The organism is Mycoplasmopsis felis ATCC 23391 (assembly GCF_000701865.1).
GTDB lineage: Bacteria > Bacillota_I > Bacilli_A > Mycoplasmatales > Metamycoplasmataceae > Mycoplasmopsis > Mycoplasmopsis felis.
In genome coordinates this window covers 1-24,006 of record NZ_JNKA01000004.1, presented here as the reverse complement: position 1 = coordinate 24,006, position 24,006 = coordinate 1, and the positions used below count along the sequence as shown (strand labels likewise).

Sequence of the window (24,006 nt, the reverse complement as noted above, 5' to 3'; positions counted from 1 at the left end):
TTACATCTGGTCGGTTACCTCCATTCCCCCCCCTTTAGACTTATACTCATTTAATGCTTTATCTATTTCATCATTAAGTTTTTCTTGTTCTAATTTATAATCTAAACCAAGGTCTTTTAGTCAACCATTTCCTAAATCAGCTATCATTGGTTCAACAGATTGAATATTTTTCATTATTTCTCCTTAATTTTGAGTATATTATAATTAAATATTATAGCTTTATTAAACTATTTAAATAGTTTAATAAAATCATCCAAAATGGATGAAATAAAATCTAATAAAAGTAAATGTAAAATTTTTGTTATTTGTTAGACAACATAGAATTAAATTCTGATTCATTTATTATTTTGATATTTAATTTATTTGCTTTTTCTATTTTAGAACCTGGGTTTTCACCAACTAATAAATAATTGGTATTTTTTGAAATGGTATTTGTTACTTTTCCACCATTTTGTTCAATTATATTTTTAAAATAATCTCTACTTTCAGATAATGTACCAGTAATAACAAATGTTAAGTTTTCTAAAGTATTTGAAACTTTCTCTTGATTTTCTTGATATTCTATAATTTCATCTAATTTTTTAATTAAATTAATGTTTTCAGGAAAACTTATAAAATTTTTAATACTTGAAATAATAATATTTCCTATTGTATTGATTTCTAATAATGTATCTAAATCTAATGTTAATAAATCAGAAATTTTATTCATTTTTTGAGATATAAGTTTTGCTACATTTTTTCCAATATTAGGTATTCCTATAGCAAATAATAATGTATCAACAGTTGTTTTTTTAGACTGATTAATAGAATTGATTATATTATTATATTTTTTAAAATCTGTGTTTTTATTTTTTCTAGAACTACCAAAACTATTTAGTTGCACTATTTGTTCTTTATAATCTGATAATTTATAAATCGAAATAATATCAGTTAAAAAACCTTTTTCATAAAATGTTCTAATAATTTCACTGCCTAGTGTTTCAATATTTAATGCTTGGTTAGAACAAAAATGAATAAGAGATCTAATTCTTTTTTCATTACAATTTTCATTGACACAAAATTGGTCTACAAAACCTTCTTTGGTTAATAATTCAAAAGAACAAGACGGACATTTCTCTAGTTTTCTAAAAATTGTATCTGTATTCTTTTTAACTAAACCAATTACTTTTGGAATTATTTCGCCTGACTTAATAACTAAAACTTCATCACCTTCATTTATTTTCATTTCATTAATAAATTCATAATTATGAAGCGTTGCATTAGAAACCATTGTCTGATTTAATTCTAAACTTTCGTTAAAATGGGCTAAATAAGTTATTTTACCGGTTCTTCCTACTGTTGCGGTTATTTTTTTTATTAATCCCACTTTTTCTTCTGTTTCATATTTAAAAGCTATGGCATATTTTGGAAATTTGGACGTTTGACCTAATTCATCTCAGTATTTTAAATTGTTAACTTTGATTACAAAACCATCACAATCATAATCAAAAGAATTTTTTAATTCTTTAAATGCAATTACATAATCTCATATCTGATTAAAATCAGATATGTTTTTTATGTAACTATTAGTAGGAATATTTCAAGATTTTAATGTATTCAATAATTCTTCTTGAGATACAAAACCTAATTCAGAAGCATTAACAATATCATACAAAAGAATTGAGAGATCTCTTTCTTTAACTGTTTCTGGATTTAATAATTTAAGTGTTCCAGAAGCAGCATTTCTTGGATTTGAAAAAGTTTTTTGATTGTTTTTTAATAATTGCTTATTTATTTTTTCAAATTGTGATTTTGATAAATAAACTTCACCACGAATTTCAATATCTTTTAAAAATGGAATTTCTTTCGGTAGTTCTGATATTTGGAAAACATTTTTAGTTACATCATCTCCTTGAACACCGTTACCTCTAGTAATTGCTTTAATTAATCTTCCGTTTTGATAATGTAATGAAATCGATAAACCATCGATTTTAGGTTCTAAACTAAAAGAGAGATTATTGATTTTTAAATTCTCTTTTGTCTCATTTAAAAATTTAAATAAATCTTCCTTAGAAAATGCTTTATTTAAAGATAGCATAAGTTTTTTATGTTTAAATTTTGCAAATTTATTATTATTTCATTGTCCTATATTTTGTGTAGGAGAATTAGACATAATTAAATCAGGAAACTGTTGTTCTAGAACTTCTAATTCTCTATAAAAATTATCATACACTTCATCTGAAACACTCGGTTCATTTAGCATATAATATTCTCAATCTCACCTATTTAATTGCTCTACTAGTTCTTTAATTTTATTTTTTATATTCTTTGAATCAGACATATTTTAATTATACAAAATATACATTGCTATACTAATTTATAGTAAAATTAAAACAAAGGATAATTATGGAATTTATTATTACAAATTATAAGTTTTCTGGAAAAGAATGAATAAAAATTCAAAATGATGCACTTAAATTTTTACAAGAAAACAAAAACATAAAAATAACACAACAAAGTATTTTAGATTTTGCAAAAAATGGATTAATTGCTCAAGAAAAACAAATACTATTTCATAATCAGGTTTCAGATAAATCAAGTGAGAAAATATTTTTTATGGGGATACCTGAAAATATTAATTCATCTGTTGCTGAATTAAGTTTTGATTTAAAAACTTATTTTGTTAATTATGATTATTTAAATCAAATTAATTTTGATTTTGAACCTCAGAGAAAGTTCAATCCTGATTTAAATCAAGAAAAAATAAATGATTTTATAAAACAATACATAGAAGAAAATAGATTTAAAGAAATTAAAACAGAACAAACAATTCAAACTGGTGATATTGTTAAGTGTGAATTTTTTGATATTAAAACTCAAAGAAAAGAACAATTTGAATTAATAGCTCAAGAAACAGAAAATCACACTGTAGAGAAATTATTATTAAACAAAAAAGTTAATGATAAGTTTGAATTCAAAGCAAATGATGATTTTATCATTGATGTAACAATTTTAGAAGTCTCATACTTAAAAAAAGAAAAACTAACAGATGAAAACGTTCATAAATTAGGTATTCAAGAAATAACAGACATAAATTCTCTCAAAGTTTATATAGAAAAAACTGTAAAAGAAGATATTTTATCTAATGAAATTTTTAATTATGGTTATGGAATAATTAAACAACTTTATGAACAAAAATTACCTTTTGAATTTCCTGAAGATTTAATTACAAGTGACATTGAAGGATTTGCTTTTGATAACAATTTTCAAGGCGATCCAAGAACTGTTGTGTTAGATTCTTTAACTGAATATTTATGATTAAATGCAATATCTAAAAAATTTGATTTAATGGTTCATGCAAGTGAAATCAAAAGAGAAGAACAAAAAATAAAAGCAAACTTGCCTATTCACCAACATAAACAAATTAATATAAAGAGAATAGCAGACGGAATTTTATTTCAAAAAATAGGTGCAATTTATTTAAATAAATTAGATAAAAATTTATATGAATCTGTTAAAGAAAACTTAGTTTACAAGATTTAAAACAAGATAAAAGAATGTAATTTTATAGTTTATTTATGATTATAAAATTACATTCTTTTATGATATTTTTTATTGTATAATAATAGCACGTTTATATTATAAAAATATTTATTATATTAAGGAGGAAAAATGAGCAAACGTACATATCAACCTAATAAACGTAAACATGCAAAAGTTCACGGTTTTAGAGCAAGAATGAAAACAATCAGCGGAAGAAAAGTATTAGCAGCTAGAAGAGCTAAGGGTAGAAAAAGATTAACAGTTTCAGATAAATAATTAAAACTTAATGAAAAAAGAATATCGACTTAAAAAAAACTGGGATTTTCAAAATGTAATTAAACAAAATAATTTTTTACAAAATAAATATTTAGTTATTTATTTTGTAAAAAATGAAAAACTAAGAATTGGAATAACTGTTCCTAAAAAATTTGAAAATTCTGTAGGTCGTAATTTTAATAAAAGACAATTAAAAGCAATAATAAGAGAAATTAACATTTTTGATTTATCTTATGATTTTGTTTTAATAGTTCGTAAAGAATTTTGTAATACATCTTTTGAAATAAAAAAAGAAGGTATTAAAAAACTTTTTGAAAAGTTTATAAATAATGAAAAAAACAAACAACTTTAATTATTTTACTCAAGACGGAAAAGATCAAGAAAAGAAAAAAGCGACAATTAAAAAAGTTTGAAAATGAATTAAGATAACTTTATACGCAATGTTATTTGGTTTAACAATAACAGGTTGCGTGCAGTCGTTCGTATTAAAAAATTCTTCTAATGTTGGAAACGGTATAGAGTTTTACATAGACCAAGAAGACATTGGACCAAAAGTTAATACTTTAACTAATCGTGAAACAAAATTAAATGTAGCTGTTGTAGATAACAACGGTAAATCACAAGAAGATAATACTAACCAAGATAATAATTATGAATTAGCAATCTTAAATATTAATCAAGATAAAAACGTATATTTAAATAACAAAGAAGTTATTAGTAATTTAAATAAACAATCAACTAACAATGGTGGAAAAAACATTGGACAACCAAAAGTTTGATATTCTTCAGTTGCTTTAGATATACCTACAGAGGATTTAAAAAGATTAGGTTATAATGAAACTACACCATTTAACCTTGTTCAAAAACAAACAAATAATGAATCAAATCAATATTTATTTATTGGTAACGATTCTAATAAATATACTTATTTAAACGAAATTAAAGATATTATTTTACTAGACTTTCCAAAACCTGGTGAACAATACATTACTTTAGACACACATAGTATTACTGAAGATAAAAAAACTATAACAACAAATAAAGTTGACGAAAATAAAAACTTTACTTTATTAGGTTTTTCTGGCTTACAAAAAATAATAAAATATGATGGTTCTAATGAAAAACAAAAAAATGTTGCGTTTGCTCGTGATATTTTACAAACCTTTTATGATTATTCATTTGGAAAGAAAAGTAAATTCATTAATTCCTTAAATAATGTTATTTTTGCTGAAAATAAAAAAGCAGATAATTCAAATTACAATGATTTTAGTGAATATCTAATTGTTTTAGGTGAAAAACTAAAAAATAATCAAGCTGTCAAAATTTCTCAAATTGAAAGAGAAATGATTAACACTTATCAACAAACTATGGTTGAATACTTAAGTGTTCTTGGTTTATTAAACAAAGCAGATATAGGTAATGATAAAGAAGATTCAACAGTTGTTCCTGCTGCTAAAAATCAAGCAACTAAATATGATTATCAAGAAAATGTATTTACTAGATTAGGTGCACACATTAAAGATAAAACACAAATTAATGATATCAATACTCCTTTTAGAGGTGATCATCCAATTGAACCTATTACTAATTGAGGACAAGCTTGAGGATATGGACCATTTTATGGTTTATTAGTTTATCCTTTATCTGCTTTAACTCAGTCAATGCGTCAAGCTATTCCTGAATTAGGTGGTTGAGGTTCAATTATAGTTATAATAATTTCTCTTGTTATAACTCGTTTATTAATGTTTGCAATTACATTTAAGTCAAAAATGATGCAATCTGTTCAAGAAGGTTTAAGAACTAAAAAAGCAGCTATTGAGGCTAAATATGTTGGTTTTGAAAAAAATAAAGCAATGAAAATGAAGAAAAATCAAGAAATTCAAGCTTTATATGCAAAATATAATATAAGTCCTTTAGACCAATTTGGAAGTATGCTTATAACTATGCCTGTATTCTTTGCTATGTGACGTGTTATCCAAGGAATTCCTGAAATAAAACAAACAGTGTGATTAGGTCTAAACTTCTCATCTCAATCATGAACAAAAGTTCTAGGCGGAGAATTTATATACTTATGAATATTAATAGTAACTATAGGTATTCAAGTTCTTTCACAGATGCTACCAAAACTATTAGAGCGTAAAAAATTCAAACAAGCAACAACTATAGCAGAAGCACAAGCACTTAAAAAATCTGAAAGAACTCAAAAAATTATGGTTATAGTTTTTGCAGTAATTACAATTTTATTTACTGTCGGGGTTCAAGTTTATTGATTATTTGGTGGTTTATGACAAATACTTGAAGTTCTAATATTACATAAACTAAAAAGAACTAAATGATTTAAAGAAAGATATTCAAAGAAAATACTAAAAGATCGTTAATATAAAAAATGAAGTTTATTATTTAAACTTCATTTTTTATACTTCATTCATAAAATCAAGTAAATTAACCGGTTTCTTACTGTTAAATAAAACATCTAAAATACTTTTTAAGAAAGGTATATTATTTATTTCTTTTTCCTTAATCATTTTTTCTAATGTTTTTGCTGTATGATATCCCTCTACTGTTGAACCAGAATTTTCTAATGCTTTATCAACTCCGTTTTCATAAATTTGAATTCCTAGTGTAAAGTTCCTGCTTTTAACTGATGTACAAGTTAAGTAAACATCTCCAATACATGAATAGGATAAACTGAAATCAATATTTTCTTTATTAGATAAATGTTTATAAATATGGTTAATTTCATTAATTCCCATAGTCAATAATGCTGATAAAGTATTTTTGCTTGTATTTGTTGCATTTCACATACCAATACCTATTGCTAAAACATTTTTAATTGCGCCAAATATTTCAGAACCTAATACATTTGTTTCAGGAATGAGTTTAAAGTATTTATTTGTAAATAAACTAACTAACAATTCATTATATTCTTCATTTTCTGAAACTACATTTATAATCGTGTTTTCTCTTTGAAAAACTTCTGAAGCAAAAGAAGGTCCAGTAAGTGTTGCTAAATTTTTAATATTCTTATTAAATTTTCACTTTATGAAATCACTAAAAAACATTCCCGATTGATATTCAATACCTTTTGATAAATTGATAATATTAATTTTTTTAGAATTCAATATTTCTTTTATTTTTTTTAATGTTTCTCTCATTGCTGTTGAAGGTATAGCTAAAACTATATGTTCTGATGATAAAACAACTTCTTCTAAGTTATCTGTTGCATAAATATTTTCTTTTTTATAAAAAGGTATAGAACCAAAGTATCTTTGATTATACCCAGTATTTATATCATTGATTTCATATTCATTAATTCCATATAGAGCTACATTATGTCCATTTTCTGATAAGACATTTGCTAATGCACTTCCATATGAACCAGTTCCTATAAAACCGAATTTATATTTTTTACTAATTTCTCTCATAAGATTAATTATACTTAATTAAGAATATTATTAGAAAAAGTTATAAAAAAATGGCAGGAGTAGCAGGATTCGAACCCACAACACACGGGGTTGAAGCCCGTTGTTCTACCGTTGAACTATACTCCTAAACTTTTTTTATTATACCATAATTTGTTAAAGTTTTAACAAATAAAAACATATGTTTTATTAATGAATATAGAGAAAAATTTAGCATTTATGAATTAAACAAAAAATCTACAGATTAATCTGTAGATTATAAAATTATTTAGAATTTAATGCTAATTGAATTAATGTTTTAACCATAACTCCAGTAGGTCTTCCACCTTGCTCTGCAGTTCCTGCTACATCTAAATGGATATATTCAACACCTTCTGTAAATTCTTTTAAGAACATTGCAGCAGAAGAACTACCACCACCTGCTCCACTTAAGTCTGTATTTTTTAAATCAGCAATAACTGAATTTTTAATTTCTTTTCCGAATGCATCATCTAAAGGCATTCTTCAAACTAATTCGTGTTGTTCATTTGCTGCTTTAGATAATTCTTCTCAACCTTTTTCTGTTGTGCTTCATACACCAGTATATGTGCTTCCTAAAGCAACTAAAATTGCACCTGTTAATGTTGCAACATCAACTATACGTGTAGCTTTTAAGTTTCTTACAGCATATGTAATACCGTCAGCCATAACTAAACGTCCTTCAGCATCAGTGTTATTAATTTCAACAGTTTTTCCATTCATACTTTTTCATACTGAATCTGGCAATGATGCATCTCCATTAACTCTGTTATCTGTTATACACATAATTGCTGAAACATTAGTTTTTGGTTGTAATTGAGCAATAGCTTTCATTGCACTTGCTACAAATACAGAACCTGACATATCGAATTTCATTCCTATCAATGATCTACTTGGTTTTAATGAATATCCACCTGAATCAAAAGTAATTCCTTTTCCTACATAAACTGTTTTTTCTGATGATTCTGGATTACCATTATATTCAATAACTACAACTCTTGGTTCATACATACTTCCTCTATTTACAGAAAGTAATAATCCCATTCCTAATTCTTGAATTTCTTTTTTTGTTAAAACTGAGATTTTTAAATTTTTATATACTGATAAATCTTTTAATACAGTTTCTGCTAAGTATTCAGAATTACAAATATTTGGCGGCAAGATTTGTAAATTTCTTGCATAATTAACTGCATCAGATAAAACATTAGCTTCTTTTAATGCACCCTCGTATCTTTGTGTTGGTTCTTTTGATAATAAACTAATTTGATATCTTTCTGGTTTAGGAGATGTTTTCGCTGAATAAATATCAGCATTTACATAGTTATATGCATGTGTAAATGCTTTGGTTACACAAGGAATGCAAACTTGACCTTTAACAAATGAATCTAAATCTATTTGTAAATCTCTAACTTGGTTAGTAAATAAAGTTTTTGCAAAATTGAAAACTGTGTCATAATTGTAATTTTTTTCTTCACCTAAAAATACAACTGCTTCATTTTTATCGAAATATTCTGTAACTTTATTTGCTTTTTCTACTAAATTTTGAGGTAATTCATCCCCTTTAAAAACTGCTCTTAAAAGCATCATATTGTTTTTTTGATTTTCTACTTTTAACATATTATCCTTTCTATATTTTAATATTTTACTATTTAATTAAGAATTTAAAATATATTCAACTAAAGTACTTACTAAAACTCCCATTGGTTGACCTTTAATTTCTGCAGTGCCTGCTACATCACAATGAATAAAATCTATATCATTAGTAAACTCTTTTAAAAATAATGCTGCTTGATTTGAATCTGATTTAACAATAGATGATCAATTTGCTAAATCTGCAACTTTAGAAGATTTATTGCCTTTATCAAAATCTTTATGGAATGGCATTCTTCAAACTTTTTCTTGAGCTTTTAGTGAAGCTTCTTTGAATTTTTGTCATTTAGTCTCATTAGTCGATCAAACTCCAGAATAAACTGTTCCTAATGCAATACTAATTGCTCCTGTTAATGTTGCAACATCAATAATTGTTGTTGAATTTAATTTACTTACTGCATAATAAATACCATCAGCAAGAACTAATCTTCCTTCTGCATCTGTATCAGTTACTTCAACTCATTTTCCACTCATTGATTGGTATACATTTTCAGGTAATGAAGCGTCATTGTTAATTCTATTATCTGTTATACACATAATTGCATAAGCATTAACTTTTGCTTGTAATTCCGCTAATACTTTAACAGTATATGCAGCAATTACAGAACCAGACATATCGAATTTCATACCTTCCATATGATAACCTTTTGTATTTACTCCACCGGTATCAAAAGTTATCCCTTTACCTACTATTGATGTAATTTCTTTTGATTCTGGATTACCAAAGTACTTCACAATAACAACTCTTGGTTCATGTGTACTACCTTTATTAACAGATAATAATAACCCCATGTTCAGGTCTTGAATTTCTTTTTTTGTTAAAACTTGAATTTCTAGGTTTTTTATTCCTGAAAAATCATTTGTAATTTCACTTGCTAATTGTTCAGAATTTAAAAAGTTTTCAGGCATTATTTGTAGGTTTCTTACTTTTGCTATAGCTTTTGCTATTAATTCAACTTTATTTATTAATTCTTTTGTTTGAATATCATTTTCATTAACTAATAAATAAAGATTATTTATTTTGTTTTCTTTTTCTTTTATGGTTTTTTTAAATAATTCTGTTCTTGCAAAATAAGCATTTAAGATAAAGAATCTTATTAATACTTCTTTTTTAAATTTTTGTGCAAAACTATTTAAATCAATTTGATAATCCATATCTAAATCTTTTGCAAAATTAATAAATCATGATTTTAAGTCATCTAAATTTATATTTTCTTTTTCAATATAAACATAACTTTCATTTGTTTGCAAGTTATTTGTTAAGTGAAATTTTTTGGTTCCTACATATTTAGGAAATTCCATTCCTTGATATGCTGCTTTTAGCATTAATGAATTATTTTTTTCTTGAATTATTTTTATCATCTTGTATTCCTTTATTTAATATTTGATTAATTGTTAGCATACTTGCTTGTCTATAACTTCTAACTAATCCACCTGCACCTATTTTTACTCCGCCATAATACCTAATTACAACAACCAAAACTCCGAACAGGTTTTTTAATTTTAATAAATCATACATTGGTTTTCCTGCTGTCCCTTTAGGTTCACCATCATCCGAAAAACCTGCTATTTCAACTCCATTTTCAATTAATGAATATGCATAACATATATGAGTTGCTTTTTTATGTTCTACATTAAGTTTGTCTAAAATTTCTTGAACTTCTTTTTTATTGTTTATTTCATAAGTAATTGAAATAAATTTAGATTTTTTGATAATTAAATTATCAATATAAAAATTAGTCAAATGTTATTCCTTTTAAGTTTTTTACTCACTGTATAAAGTGATTATATGCTTTAATTAAATCTATTTTACCTTTTTCTTTATAAAAATTATGCTTTTGAGCGTAATTATATAATTGATTGTATATTAATACATCCTCAAATTCTGGTTTTAAATCTAAGTTAATTAATAAATTTGGATAATATTTCGAAATCAGTGCATAAATTTTAGTAGCTACAAATTCTGGTGGAAAGTTTTCTAATTTAATTGAACCGATTGCTAGCAATTTAATTGCTATTTCTTGATCTGTAAATTTCGGCAATAAAATACCTGGTGTATCTAGAAATAAAAATTCTTTATTAACTACTCATTTCTTTTCTCTTGTAACACCTGGGAAGTTAGCAACTTTTAAGTTTGATTTTTCTGATATTAAATTGATTAAAGTGCTTTTACCACAATTTGGGATGCCAACAACAAATGACTTAATTTTAGTTTGTATAATTCCTTTGCTTAAATCTTTTTTAATTCTTTGTAAACTCATTTGTTTTAATTTAGAAAGAATAATTTTTTTTGCTGATTGTTTTCTTAAATCTAATCATAAAATCTCTGAACCATAAAACCTTTTAGTTATCATTTCCTTCTTATTAACATCCATTAAGTCAGATTTAGTTATAATAAATAGTCTTTGTTTGTTTGGTGCAATTTGATCAAAATCTTCATTATATGAACTAATTGGACATCTAGCATCTAAAACCACAATAAAAATATCAGCTAAATTTGAAATTTCTTTAATCTCTCTAAATCCTTTAGTCATGTGACCAGGATATCAATTAATAAGCTGATCATAATCTTTTTTAATTTCTTCCATTTTTATCCTTTTTAAGTAATTGAAGTATGTTTTCTAGTTCTTTTATTTTAAATTCTAAAAGTTTAATTTTATTTAAAGATTCTTTATAGTTTTCTATTAGTTTGTTAATATAAACATCTTTTTCATTATCTAATTCTTTTATTATAGAAAAAGATAATAATAAATTATTTAAATAACTGTCTATTTCATCAGTACTATAACCATTAAGTGAAAGTTTAAAATCTTTATTTTTAATATTATTTACTTCTGTATCTATTATTTTCTTTAATTCCACTATCCATTCCTTACTTTATTTAAAATAATAGAAGCACAACAAGCAACATTTAAACTCTCAAAAGAAATTGGTATATATACTTTTTCATCAGTTAATTCAATAATATTTTGATATATTCCGCTCCCTTCATTACCAAAAACTATAACAATATTTTCTTTTAAAAAGTTAACTTCATTTAATGCTTTAGAATCTTTATCTAATAAGGTTGCATAAATTTTAAAATTTTTAGACTTCAAATTTCCTAAATATTCTTTTAGGTCTTTTGTTGTTATTATATTGATATCAAAAAGAGCTCCTTGAGAACTTCTGATGACTTTATCATTAAATGGATCTAAATTTTCAATTATTACTGTATCAAAATCAAACGATTTTGCTAATCTAATTATTGTTCCAACATTTCCTGGGTCTTGTAAGTTATTTAGTGCAATAACTTTATTGAGTCTTGTATTTTTTAATAAAGTTTTATCACAAAGAGCAATAACACTTTGTGGCGTGATAGTTTCACTTAAATATTCAATAATATGATGAGAAACCTTATAAGTATTATTAAAAAAATAATACTTACTTTCTTTGCTTGAATCTAAAATTTCTACAACTATACCTTTTTTTAGTGCTTCTTGAACTAAATGCTCACCAGATACTAAAAATTGATTAGTTAAATCTCGGTATTTTTTACTATGTAATTTCTTTAGATTTTTTATATGTTCATTCGAAGTGCTAGAAATATATTTAGAATTAGTCATTAATTAATTCCTTCAAATAATTTTTTCCCTTTTCAACTTCATATAATGATAAGTCCATAAAATCCAATTGTCTCATTACTTCAAAACCTATAATACACACAGAATTTGCTAAATTAATAGATCTCATAGCAGATACCATTGGTATTCTTGCACAATTATCTATATTCTTAGTCAGGATAGATTTTTCTATACCTGTAGATTCTCTTCCAAACATAAGTCATATTTCTTGATTTTGATTATATATTTTTTTATAATCAAAATCAGTATATTTTTTTAAACCATATCTAGTTATATAAATAATTTTTTTATCATTATATTTTTTATAAAACTCTTGATAACTAGAATGTATTTCATGAGGTATATCAGATAACATTCTACCTGCGCCATATCTTCTTAAATACTTTGGATGTAAATCAAATCCAATAGGTTTGATTATATGTAATTTTGCACCCAGAGCAAAACAAGTTCTTATGATATTTCCTGTATTAGGGCAAATTTCTGGTTCATATAAGACTACATTCAACATATTTTTCCTTTTTATAATAAATTTGCATTTAAAATTGTTTTCTTTTATAAAAAATAAGTAATTTAGAAATTAAAATTTACTAAATTATTAATTTATATTTTTAATTATAAACTATATATGTTTATAAATTTGAACAAAACTCAAATTACATTAATTTGATTCTTCTTTATTTAATTCTTCGTAAATTAATTTAGCAAATTTCTTTCCTACTACTAATTCGATTTCTGAAAATTTAGCTTTCTTAATTTTTTCAAAAGTTTTAAAGTAATTTAATAGTTTGCTTTCTGTTTGTTTCCCTATTCCTTTTATTTTTAATAAACTAGATTTATTATTATTGTTGTTTTTGTTTTTATTTAAATAAAACTTTGCTCTTTTATCTACTTTTTCTTGGATAGAACTTAAGAATTTGAAGGTTATATCATCTATTTTGATTTGTTTTCCATTTTCATCTATTAATTTATCTGTTTTGTGATAGTCGTTCTTTACTAAACCAAATACTTTATTATTTAAATCAAATTGTTTTAATGCTTCTTTAATCTCTTTAATTTGTTGTATTGAACCATCAGCTATAAAAATATCATCTTCTTTTATTTTATATAAAATGTTTGAATTAAGATAACAAGCAGCATTATAGTAAGTAAATTGAACATCTGATTGTTTAATCATATTTAATTTATACTTTTCTAAATTATTAACTTTAGACATTTTTCTAACATATCCTGTTTGGTCATAAACATCAACTACACCGCATAATTCTTTTTTATTATTAATAAATGAATTATCAAAAATAAAAATTCTGTTTAGTGAATTTAAATTCAAGGAATTTTGGATATCAATTCAAATGTTATTTAAATTGTTTTTATTCATATATTTGTTTTTAACCATTACTATTGAATGATTTTGTTCATTTAGATTATCTATAATTTGTTTTAAAATACCTTTTTGTGGATAAAATATTTTTGAATTTATATAATCATTAAACATCAATTCGTTGTCTTTATAAATACAATCAATAAGTATTTTATTAGGGTTATAATTTATATTTAAATAAAAATTATTTAAATACTGTTCAATAAAATCAGAAATTATTCCTTTTCATTCTTTATTAATATGTTCTACAAATATTAATGAACCATTTTGATAAAATCGAATTGAAATAAATACTTTGTCATTATATTTTTCAAATGCAAAAAAGTGTAGTATTTGCATATTAGATATTTCTGTTATTTGAGTTTCTTTAATTTTGTCTAAAAAATTAAGACCTTTTTTATATTTTAAAGCTCATTCAAAATTCATATTGTCTGAAAATCAAATTTCTCTTTTTTGTAGTTCTTTATAAAACCAATCATCTTTAAAGGTAAAAATATTTTTAATTAAATCCAATTTATTATTTCAATAAGTATTATCCTGATTAATTATTTTTAATCCTTCACTATATAAAAAATAATTAATCAATATATCTAAAAAATCACTATATTGAGTATTTGGGGTTAAAGGACCAAATTTATAATCATATTTTGTTTTATCTTTTATTTCACTTAATATTTTGATATCTAATTCGTTTTTTTGAATTTTAAAAACAAAATAAGGATAATTTCTCTTTTCTCTTAGTTTTATATTATAGATTGGATTATATTTTTTGATTTGATTTAGTTCTAAAGCAAAAGCATCTCTTTCACTTTTTGCTATTATAAAATCATAATCACAAATAACTTCCATCATTATTGGCGTTAATCAAGAATTTGTATGACCTTCAAAGTATTGTTTCATTCTTTTTCTTAAATTAATTGCTTTACCTACATAAACAACTTCACCTGAACTATTTTTTCAAAGATAAACACCAGGGCTTGTAGGAACATTTTGATTTATTGAAGTATATAACTTATTATCGATTAATTTATTTGTCATTTTTACCTTAAATTACCTAATTAAAATAAAAAAATAATTTATTTAATTGAAAATTATTTTTTTCCTGTAAAATTAGCAATTAAAAATATCGAAAATTTAAATTATTAAATTTTTTATTATTATATAATAATACTAAACGAAAATAATATAAATTATTCAACTAAATTAAATTAAATAAAACAAAGAAAAAGAGGACATATGAAACGTTTATTATGTTTATACAAACCAAGCCAAGATAAGGTTTACCCTTGAATATTAAAACACCCAAAAGTTAAAACAAATTTAGCACACTTTAAATCACGTAAAGATGCAATGAATTGATTTATTTCATTAGGATATGATTGTGCTACTTGATTCCAAACAGAACAAAAAGTGTTTGGTGGGATTTTTATTTCAGAAAATAAAGAAAACGAATACCAATTTGAAGTTAATGTTGAAAAATTCGATGGTAATGTTTTAGAATCAGATATTTTAGAAGAATTTTGTGTGGACCCAGGAACAGGTCTTAGAAGTAATGGTGCAAATCAATATTTAAAAACAGTAATTGATTTTAAAGAAATCAATGACCATAGAACATACTTCCCACTAGATGATGAATTTGTAATTGAAAGAAAAAAATCAGCTAAAGATACAGAAATCGAAGCATTACAAAAAGAAAACAAAGAATTAAGAGAAAAAGCTTCTAAAATTCCTACACATATTATTGAAGAAAAAATTAAAAAAGAAGTTGAAGTTAAAGAAGTAGTAAAAGAAGTTGTTAAAGTTATTGATAATACCAAAAAAGAAGTTGTTAAATTTGCTTATGTAAGAGATTTAGAATTCCAAACACAATTTGATGCACTAGCTGTTTACTCACAAAAATTAGAAAAAATCGCAGGCATTATTAATAATCAAGTAATTACATCTCCTGAAGAATTAAATGTTATTAAAAAACAATTAACAAATGTTTTTGAATTGTCAAAAGAACTGAATTCAGAATTATTAGATGAAAAATTACAAAAAGTTTACAAATTTGTTGTTAAGTCTCTTTCAGATTCTATTTCTAAACTATCTAAATTAGTTGTTGCTTCAAACGAAGTAGAAAACAACCCACAAAACTTTGTTTATTTTGTAAAACCTTGTGGTGAAAACGCGAGATTAGCACAAGAATTATCATATGTTTTATTTGATAAAAAACACGTTGCTTTTGTGTCTAAAGAAGACTATACATTCGCTATCTATGCAAAAGAAGTAAAAACTCAAACTCACTTATTCTACTTCCAAGATGAAGTTAAAAATGAAAATCCTTTTGTAGTAGAAAAAGAAGTTATTAAGGAAGTTATTGTAGAAAAAGTAGTACAATCTACACCAGCTGTTGTTAATACAGGTGTATCACAAAAACAAGAAGAAATTGTGGTTACAAAAGTAAAAGATGAAGAATCAATATCTAATTGATATCTATTCTGAACAATTTTATTATTATCGTTTGCTTTCTCAATCTTAATTGCTTTAGTATTCTTATTATGATTAGGTTATATACCTACATATTACTAAAAACATCTTTATGGTGTTTTTTTGTTTATGAAAGAATAGAATAGTTTATTTATTTATAAATAATAAAATAGTATAATTACCAAATATGTTTAACACTAAGAAAAAAGACATGCAAGAGATTGTAAATCACCTAAAAAATTTTGGTTTTGTTTACCAAGGAAGCGAAATATATGGTGGTTTATCAAATACATGAGATTATGGTCCTTTAGGTGCATTATTAAAGGAAAATATTAAAGATTTTTGAAAAAGAGAATTCATTCTTAAAGAAACTAATAATTTTTTAATTGATAGCAAAATTTTAATGAATCCACAAGTTTGAATAACAAGTGGTCATGTAGGAAATTTTAGTGATCCTTTAATTGAAAATAAAGTTAATGGTAAAAGATATAGAGCTGATAAATTAATTCAAGAAATAAATCCTAATTTAATTCCTGAGAAAATGTCAAATGAAGAAATGACTCAATATTTAAATGAAAATTTAAAAGAATATGAAAACAGTAAAACTGATTGAAGTCAAATCAAACAATTCAATTTAATGTTCGAAACACAACAAGGTGTTGTTGAGGGAAATAAATCTAAAATTTATTTAAGACCAGAAACTGCTCAAGGAATTTTTGTAAATTTCAAAAACGTACAAAGAACTACAAGGTCTAAATTACCTTTTGGGATAGGTCAAGTAGGAAAAAGTTTTAGGAACGAAGTAACTCCTGGTAATTTTATTTTCAGGACACGTGAATTTGAACAAATGGAATTAGAATTTTTCTGTTTGCCTGAACAAGCAGAACATTGATTTGAATATTATATTAATAAATCAAGTAAATTTGTTCAAGATTTAGGTTTAAGTTCTGAAAATATTAAAATCAGATCGCATGAAAAAGAAGAATTATCTCATTATTCAGCAGGTACAACAGATATTGAATTTAACTTCCCTTTTGGTTGAGGTGAATTATTAGGGATTGCAAACAGAACTAATTTCGATTTATTATCACATTCAAAAGCTTCTGGTGAAAATTTAGATTACCTAGACCCAAACACTAATACTAAAATAACTCCTTATGTAATTGAACCTAGCATAGGACTAGATAGATTAATGTTAGCTGTTATTTGTCAAGCATACAATGTAGAGCAATTAGATCAAAACGATAGTAGAATAGTATTAAATTTTCCGCTACACATAGCACCATATAAAATTGCTATATTACCTCTTGTTAAAAAACTTTCAGAACCTGCTCTTGAAATATTCAACAAATTAATTGACAAAGGTGTTTCTGTAAATTATGATGAAACAGGTTCAATAGGAAAAAGATATCGTCGTCAAGATGCAATAGGAACTTTTTGGTGTTTAACTGTAGATTACCAGACCTTAGAAGACCAAACTATAACATTAAGAAATAGAAATTCAATGGAACAAATCAGAATTTCAATAAATCAAATAGACAAATATTTATAATCTGTAAAAAGGGGGATAATGAACAAATCAATTCCAACTGAATTATATAATTCAATTATCTCTCAAGTAAATATAGTTGATATTATTTCTAATTTTGTTTCTTTGTCTAAAAAAGGGAACAATTATGTAGGTTTATGTCCTTTCCATCAAGATTCAAGTCCGAGCTTTATGGTCAATCCTACCAAAAACATTTATAAATGTTTTCCTTGTGGAAAAGGTGGCGATGCAATAAAGTTTTTAAGAGATAAAGAAAATATGTCTTTTATCCAATCGCTAGAATATATAGCAAATCAACTAGGAATGGATGTTAACTTTGAAGAATTTAAAAATAATTCTAATTTCACTAGCAAATACAATGAAACTGAATTAGAATTATTAGAAATCTTAAAAGCTGCTAATGCTTTTTACAAAACTCAATTAATAAAAAATCAAGATGCTATTAATTATTTAAAACATAGACAAATATATCAAAGTGATATTATTGATAAATTTGATATCGGTTTTGCTCCAGATAATAATTCATTATCTAATTATTTAATTACTAAATTAAATTACTCACCTGAACAACTGCTAAAAGTTGGATTAATCAATGATTCAGGAAATGAATTGTTTAGAAATAGAATTATGTTCGGAATAAGAAACTCATTTGGTGAGATTGTAGGTTTTTCAGGAAGAATTTTAAATAAAGAAAACTTACCAAAATACATTAATACTTCAGAAACCATCTTTTTTAATAAGTCTAAGTTATTATACAATTATCATAATTTCTTTGAATTCAGCAATAATTCTAATGAAATTATTATTGTTGAAGGATATTTAGATGTTATTGCTTGTTATCAAGCAGATATTTTTAATGTAGTTGCTTTAATGGGTACTTCTTTAACAAAAGAACATTTATATTTGTTAAAGAATAAAAAAATTAAGTTGTTTTTAGATAACGATAATGCAGGTTTAAATGCAACACTTAAAACTTTAAAATTTCTTTTGAGTAATAATATTAATAATATTGAAGTAATCAGAAATCCATATGAAAAAGACGCTGACGAGATTTTAAAAGAAAATGGAAAAGATATTTTAATTGAATTAATAAATTCTTCTAAAATTGCAATAGAATGAATTTATAACTCATTAAAAAATATTTTAAATGTTAATCAGAATTCTGATATAAACACAATTAAAACTCTTGCAAACGAATTTACTGATTATTTAAATTATTATGATAATGATATACAAAATTATTTTAAAAATAAATTTTTATCTGATTACAAATATGAATTAAAAGTAAATTCTTATATAGATGATAATACTTATTTAAATAATTCATTTATTAGTTCTAATGATTATGCATTTGATATTTATGGTCAATTACCACAAAATACCAAAAACGTAGATAAAGATAAATTTTTAGAATCAATCAATGAATTAAAAAGGTTGAGATTTTTAATGTTTATGATAATGAATAATGATTTTTCTAATTTATTTTTAGAAGATGAAAATTGTAAAAATCTTTTTACTCAACCTGAAGAAATTAGAGATTTATTTATTAAAGTAAGAAGTTTTAACAAAGATATTAATGACAAAATTAGTCAAAATATTTATGAAAATTTTCAAAAAGCATATGAAAATATAAATATAGAAAACAAAATAAAAGAACTAAAATCAGAAGTTCTTAAAACTTTTATAAAAATAAAAAAACAAAGAAATACAAATGAATTAACTGAAAAATTCAATGAATTTTGAATAGAAAAAGAAAATGAAATAAACAATGGTTTTCAAGAGCGAGCTTCTATTCCTTTATTTCCAATTGTTATAGAAGCAAAAAAAGAATATAACAATTTTGTTTTAGAAGTAGGTTCAGTAAATCCTAAAACTTTTAGTAATTATATTAACTCAATAGAAAAATACAAAAATATCAAAATAAAATTAGAAAAGAGGTAATATGTCTGAATTTAAAAGCACAATAAAGTTATTAAAAAAAGATATGAAAATTCTTCAAAAAAAGACTCTTTCGCAAGAAGAAGTTTTTGATTTACTGGATAAACACAACATTTTTGTAAATGAAGAAGATTCAAACTTATTTTTTAGTGAACTAATTAATGAAAAAATAATGGAAAATCACTCTGATTTTGGTGATTTAGATGATGTTTCGTTTGATGATTTCCAAGGCTTTACTTCTAAAAATAAAAAAAATGAGATGGAAGATGATGAAGTAGATTTCAATCAAAAAATTGATGAAGATGATGATTTTATTGAATCTGATGAAGAAAATGGTGAAGAAATTCATTATGATTTAGATAATATTAAAGATATTCCTCAAGATAACGAAAATGAAGAAGAAGATGAGGAAGAAGAAGCAGAAGATGAAGAAGAAAATTATTATGATAATTCATTATTAGAAGATGATAATGATATTAGTGATTTTAACTTTGAATTCCATAGTACTCAAACAACTCTTTTAGAAGCAGAAACTAAGAAAACTAAAAATCTTACTAATAAATTAACTGAAACTAATGATATTGTAAAATGGTACATGCGTTGGATTGGGAAGTATGGAAAACTTCTCGATGATGCTGAAGAAAAAAAATTATGTAATGAAATTGAAAAAGGTGGTTTTAGAGGTAAAAGAGCTAGAGATAAATTAGTTTTACGTAATTTACGTTTAGTTATCAATAATGCTAAAAAATATAAAAATAGAGGCTTATCATTCATAGACTTGATTTCAGAAGGAAATCAGGGAATAATGAAAGCTGTTCAAAAATTTGATGTAAGCAAAGGTTATAAATTCTCTACTTATGCTACTTGGTGAATTAGACAAGCAATTACAAGAGCTGTTGCAGACCAAGCTAGAACTATTAGAGTACCTGTACATATGGTAGAAACAATAAATAAAGTATCAAAAATTGAACGCGAATTACAACATGAATTAGGAATTGAACCTACCATCCAACAAATAGCAGATCGTTTAGGTGGCGAATTTACAGCAGATAAAGTAAGTCATATTAAAAGAATTAATATGGACCCTATCTCATTAGATAAACAAGTAGGTAAAGAAAATGATTCATCTTTTAGTGATTTTGTTAAAGATGAAGCAGTTATTAATCCTATTGATTTTGCTGCTAATGAAGAATTAACAGGGTTGTTATTAACTATGATAGATACAGAATTAGAAAATGATGAAAAGCAACTAATTTGTAGACGTTATGGAATTGGTTCTGATGCAAATGGGCAAAGATATAGAGTTCACAGTCTTGATGAATTAGCAGTAGAAAGAAAAGTTTCTAAAGAAAGAATTCGTCAAATTGAAAATAAAATTTTAAGAAAACTTAAAAATAGTCCTAAGTATGGAAAAAATTTAAAAGACTTTTTAAGATATTAATATGACACTAAAGAAATTTATTGAATATCTTGAACTTAAATATCCATTACAAAACAAAGAACCTTGAGACCCTTCTGGATATTCTGTTAAAACACAACAACATAAAAAAATTACTGGTGTTATTTTAGCTATGGACTTAACTTCTGAAGTTTTACAAAGTGCAATCAAAAACAATTGTAACTTAATTATTAGTCATCATCCTTTTTTATTTGAAGAACATTTAAAAGACGAAGATACTAAAGCACCATATAAAAGAGAAATTATTAAACAATTAAGAAAACATCAAATTACTTCTTATTCATTACATACTAATTATGATAGTGCTTTATATGGTACTTCTTATCAAATAGTTAAATATTTAGATTTACTTGATTTTTATGATAGTAATTCTGAAAAATATAGTGCAACTATAAATAAAGAATTTACTATAGATGAAATTTCTCACTTAATAAAAGAAAAACTTTTATTAAGTGAATTTAGAACAAATGTAATCAATTATAATCAAAAATTTAAAAAAATCTGTTTTTTAAGTGGTTCTGGATATATAGGACAAATCAATCAACTAGTTTTAAATGGAATTGATTTAATTATTACAAGTGATTTAAAATGAAGTGATTGAATTAATTATCAAGAAATAAAAGCAAATATTTTAGAAATCCCTCATTTAGACGAAGAAGTTTTTGCTTTTGATTTACAAGAACAACTAAATAATGAATTACCTGATTTAAAGGTTATTGTCAAGAAAATTAAACAACCATATAGGAATATATAATATGAATAAAAATAAAAAAATTGGATTCTTTCTTTCGTTAATGATGTTAATAGGATCTGTAGTAGGAATTGGTATCTTCTTTAAAAACGGAGGGATATCTAGAGCAGTAAACGGTGATGGTCTATCATGATTACTAGCTTGAATAATCGGTGGAATAATTTCAATTACAGCAGCTCTAAGTTTTGCTGAAATTGGTTCATTTAAAAACACAAAATTAACGGGTTTAAGTAATTGAGCGTATAAAGTAGGTAAAGCAAGGTTTGGATATTTTGCTGCTACTTCTTATACCTTATTTTATTGAGGTATTTTAGCAACTGTATTAGGACTTTTCTTTTCAGAAATATTCTTTCAGTTTCTTAGTACTATAACTACATTAAATTTTAAAAATATACCAATATATGTTCATATAATAGTTGGTTTTGTTATTATGTTAATGTTTATAGTATTAAATTATTTATCAACTGTAGTTAGTGGTTATTTACAATCAATAGTTACTATTATTAAATTCATACCTCTTATTTTTGCTTTATTTATAGGTATTTTATTCCCTAATACCCACAATGCAGATGGAATGAATGCATTTTTAAAAAATTCATTTACTATTAAGGGAATAATTGCAGCACTACCTTTTGTATTATTTTCTTATGATGCATTTTTAGTATCTGGGTCATTATCACATAAAACAAAAAATCCGTCAAAAACATTACCTAAAGTTATTTTAGTAGGATTAGTATTTGTAACCATTTTATACACATTAATTGCTTTATCTTCAATATTCCATAATGCTGGTTTTATAGGAACATTAATAGCTGATTCTATTAGTGTATCTGCAGCTAAATATGTTACACCAATTATTTTCTTCTTTTTAATTATTTCAACACTTGGTGTAATTAATGGTATATCTTCTGGTTTTACAAATGAAATTAGAAATTTAATAAATAGTAATTTGTTGTTTGGCTCAACTAAATTAAAAAATAAATTTGGTTATACAAAAACTACATTTATTTATATGGGTATAATAATGACATTATGATCACTTATTATATTTATTCCATCTATAGTTCTTAATTCAGATATCTTAATTGATGGGATTTCAAACTTTACTACTGTTTTCTTTTTTGGTATTTATGCAATTGTTATTTTACTTTATACAATTAAAAGAAACAAATTTAGTGAAACAACAAAAATGAATAAATATTTATACTATATAACTGCTATAACTACAATTATAGGGATTACTATTATAGAAATTGCTTTTGTTGTTATAAACATAGAATTCTTAAGTGATTTATCTAAAACCAATCCAGCAGGATGAGGATTGTTTTTAGATAACCAAAGCAATAAAATACCTGCTTATTTACCAATTTTATTATATGTAATCTTCTTATTTACTTTTATATCATTACCATTTATTAATTACTACTTAGAATTAAAAATAAATAAAAGAAATTTAATTAAATCATTTAACGAACTAGTTATGTTAAAACAACAAGATTAAAACAAAAACATAGAACTTAATGGTTCTATGTTTTTGTTTCTTTATTTACTTTCTTTTGATTATACAGATATTAGTCTTATACAAACATTTTTTGTAATAAACCTTCTTTGATTTGTTTAAGTTTGTTGAGTTTGGAATTGTAAAGATTGATTAGGGTATCAATATTACTAAAAAAATCTCCGATTTTTTGTTGTTCGGAAATATTCGGTAATAGAATATTTAGTTTCATAAATCTTCTATTAGATATATTAAATCTTGAAATACCTTGAGCAAGTAAAACTATGTCTTTTCTTAGTTCATTGTTTCTTAAGTTGTATGCAAGGAAGTTTATATAATAATTATTTATGTTGTTTAACCTTATGCCAAAACAAAATGAATTTAAATATATATTTTCCTTATCTTTAAAAGGTCAAATCGATGTAATTCCAACTTCTTCTGGTATTTCAGAAG

The 24,006-nt window shown here is 24.2% G+C and carries 22 protein-coding genes and 1 tRNA gene; 10 read left to right on the top strand and 13 right to left on the bottom strand.

The genetic code is table 4. The features are described from left to right. Positions 1–174, bottom strand: coding sequence for a hypothetical protein (locus T405_RS04010; RefSeq protein ID WP_258408950.1), 174 nt, complete (start codon positions 172–174; stop codon positions 1–3). Positions 175–301: 127 nt separating this feature from the next. Then, positions 302–2,320 (bottom strand): NAD-dependent DNA ligase LigA, encoded by a 2,019-nt coding sequence (gene ligA, locus T405_RS00730; protein WP_036430106.1) that lies wholly within the window; start codon positions 2,318–2,320, stop codon positions 302–304. Between the two features lie 65 nt (positions 2,321–2,385). Here ligA and T405_RS00725 point away from each other — a divergent pair, with 65 nt between their 5' ends. The 4 genes from T405_RS00725 to yidC all read left to right on the top strand — a co-directional run bounded on the left by T405_RS00725 (position 2,386) and on the right by yidC (position 6,176). After that, positions 2,386–3,522, top strand: a complete 1,137-nt coding sequence (locus T405_RS00725; protein ID WP_036430104.1) for a trigger factor-related chaperone — start codon at positions 2,386–2,388, stop codon at positions 3,520–3,522. 129 nt (positions 3,523–3,651) lie between these two features. Further along, positions 3,652–3,798, top strand: coding sequence for a 50S ribosomal protein L34 (gene rpmH / locus T405_RS00720; RefSeq protein WP_036430102.1), 147 nt, complete (start codon positions 3,652–3,654; stop codon positions 3,796–3,798). Positions 3,799–3,808: 10 nt separating this feature from the next. After that, positions 3,809–4,150, top strand: a complete 342-nt coding sequence (gene rnpA / locus T405_RS00715; RefSeq protein WP_036430100.1) for a ribonuclease P protein component — start codon at positions 3,809–3,811, stop codon at positions 4,148–4,150. Continuing rightward, on the top strand, positions 4,128–6,176 hold the full coding sequence (gene yidC / locus T405_RS00710) for a membrane protein insertase YidC (RefSeq protein ID WP_036430099.1): 2,049 nt from the start codon (positions 4,128–4,130) through the stop codon (positions 6,174–6,176). Before rnpA ends, yidC begins: the two co-directional genes overlap by 23 nt. A 36-nt stretch (positions 6,177–6,212) precedes the next feature. Here the strand turns inward: yidC and T405_RS00705 are convergent, their stop codons facing one another. The 10 genes from T405_RS00705 to T405_RS00660 form a co-directional block, all read right to left on the bottom strand. Then, entirely contained in the window at positions 6,213–7,223 is a 1,011-nt protein-coding gene (locus T405_RS00705) for an NAD(P)H-dependent glycerol-3-phosphate dehydrogenase (protein ID WP_051619511.1), read from the bottom strand. A gap of 51 nt (positions 7,224–7,274) precedes the next feature. Continuing rightward, a tRNA-Trp gene (locus T405_RS00700) sits at positions 7,275–7,349 on the bottom strand. Between the two features lie 135 nt (positions 7,350–7,484). Further along, on the bottom strand, positions 7,485–8,855 hold the full coding sequence (locus T405_RS00695) for a M17 family metallopeptidase (protein WP_036430097.1): 1,371 nt from the start codon (positions 8,853–8,855) through the stop codon (positions 7,485–7,487). A 36-nt stretch (positions 8,856–8,891) separates the two neighbouring features. Continuing rightward, complete coding sequence (locus T405_RS00690; protein WP_036430095.1) at positions 8,892–10,250, bottom strand: M17 family metallopeptidase; 1,359 nt, start codon at positions 10,248–10,250, stop codon at positions 8,892–8,894. Then, entirely contained in the window at positions 10,222–10,632 is a 411-nt protein-coding gene (locus T405_RS00685; protein ID WP_036430094.1) for an IMPACT family protein, read from the bottom strand. Before T405_RS00685 ends, T405_RS00690 begins: the two co-directional genes overlap by 29 nt. After that, positions 10,625–11,476 carry a ribosome biogenesis GTPase YlqF gene (gene ylqF / locus T405_RS00680; RefSeq protein ID WP_036430092.1) on the bottom strand — a complete coding sequence of 284 codons (852 nt, stop codon included), beginning with the start codon at positions 11,474–11,476 and terminating at the stop codon, positions 10,625–10,627. The genes T405_RS00685 and ylqF overlap by 8 nt, the downstream gene beginning before the upstream one ends. Further along, complete coding sequence (locus T405_RS00675) at positions 11,463–11,750, bottom strand: hypothetical protein (RefSeq protein ID WP_036430090.1); 288 nt, start codon at positions 11,748–11,750, stop codon at positions 11,463–11,465. The genes ylqF and T405_RS00675 overlap by 14 nt, the downstream gene beginning before the upstream one ends. Then, positions 11,750–12,493, bottom strand: a complete 744-nt coding sequence (locus T405_RS00670; protein ID WP_036430088.1) for a TrmH family RNA methyltransferase — start codon at positions 12,491–12,493, stop codon at positions 11,750–11,752. The genes T405_RS00675 and T405_RS00670 overlap by 1 nt, the downstream gene beginning before the upstream one ends. Beyond that, a complete protein-coding gene (locus T405_RS00665) occupies positions 12,486–13,019 on the bottom strand; it encodes a tRNA (cytidine(34)-2'-O)-methyltransferase (protein ID WP_036430086.1) in 534 nt (177 codons plus the stop codon). The genes T405_RS00670 and T405_RS00665 overlap by 8 nt, the downstream gene beginning before the upstream one ends. Before the next feature lie 150 nt (positions 13,020–13,169). Continuing rightward, complete coding sequence (locus T405_RS00660; protein WP_036430084.1) at positions 13,170–14,927, bottom strand: GIY-YIG nuclease family protein; 1,758 nt, start codon at positions 14,925–14,927, stop codon at positions 13,170–13,172. Positions 14,928–15,125: 198 nt separating this feature from the next. On the opposite strand from T405_RS00660, the gene T405_RS00655 reads away from it, so the two are divergent. The 6 genes from T405_RS00655 to T405_RS00630 all read left to right on the top strand — a co-directional run bounded on the left by T405_RS00655 (position 15,126) and on the right by T405_RS00630 (position 23,556). Further along, entirely contained in the window at positions 15,126–16,460 is a 1,335-nt protein-coding gene (locus tag T405_RS00655; protein ID WP_036430082.1) for an MAG3090 family protein, read from the top strand. A gap of 109 nt (positions 16,461–16,569) precedes the next feature. After that, entirely contained in the window at positions 16,570–17,910 is a 1,341-nt protein-coding gene (locus T405_RS00650; RefSeq protein WP_036430080.1) for a glycine--tRNA ligase, read from the top strand. A gap of 18 nt (positions 17,911–17,928) precedes the next feature. Next, positions 17,929–19,848, top strand: coding sequence for a DNA primase (dnaG, locus tag T405_RS03680; protein WP_051619510.1), 1,920 nt, complete (start codon positions 17,929–17,931; stop codon positions 19,846–19,848). A gap of 1 nt (position 19,849) precedes the next feature. Then, a complete protein-coding gene (locus T405_RS00640) occupies positions 19,850–21,286 on the top strand; it encodes an RNA polymerase sigma factor (RefSeq protein WP_036430078.1) in 1,437 nt (478 codons plus the stop codon). 1 nt (position 21,287) lies between these two features. Then, a complete protein-coding gene (locus T405_RS00635; protein ID WP_036430076.1) occupies positions 21,288–22,058 on the top strand; it encodes a Nif3-like dinuclear metal center hexameric protein in 771 nt (256 codons plus the stop codon). A gap of 1 nt (position 22,059) precedes the next feature. Continuing rightward, on the top strand, positions 22,060–23,556 hold the full coding sequence (locus T405_RS00630) for an APC family permease (protein WP_036430074.1): 1,497 nt from the start codon (positions 22,060–22,062) through the stop codon (positions 23,554–23,556). 76 nt (positions 23,557–23,632) lie between these two features. Here T405_RS00630 and T405_RS00625 read toward each other — a convergent pair. After that, the coding region (locus T405_RS00625; protein WP_198763719.1) for a restriction endonuclease subunit S at positions 23,633–24,006 on the bottom strand (374 nt) is incomplete at its 5' end.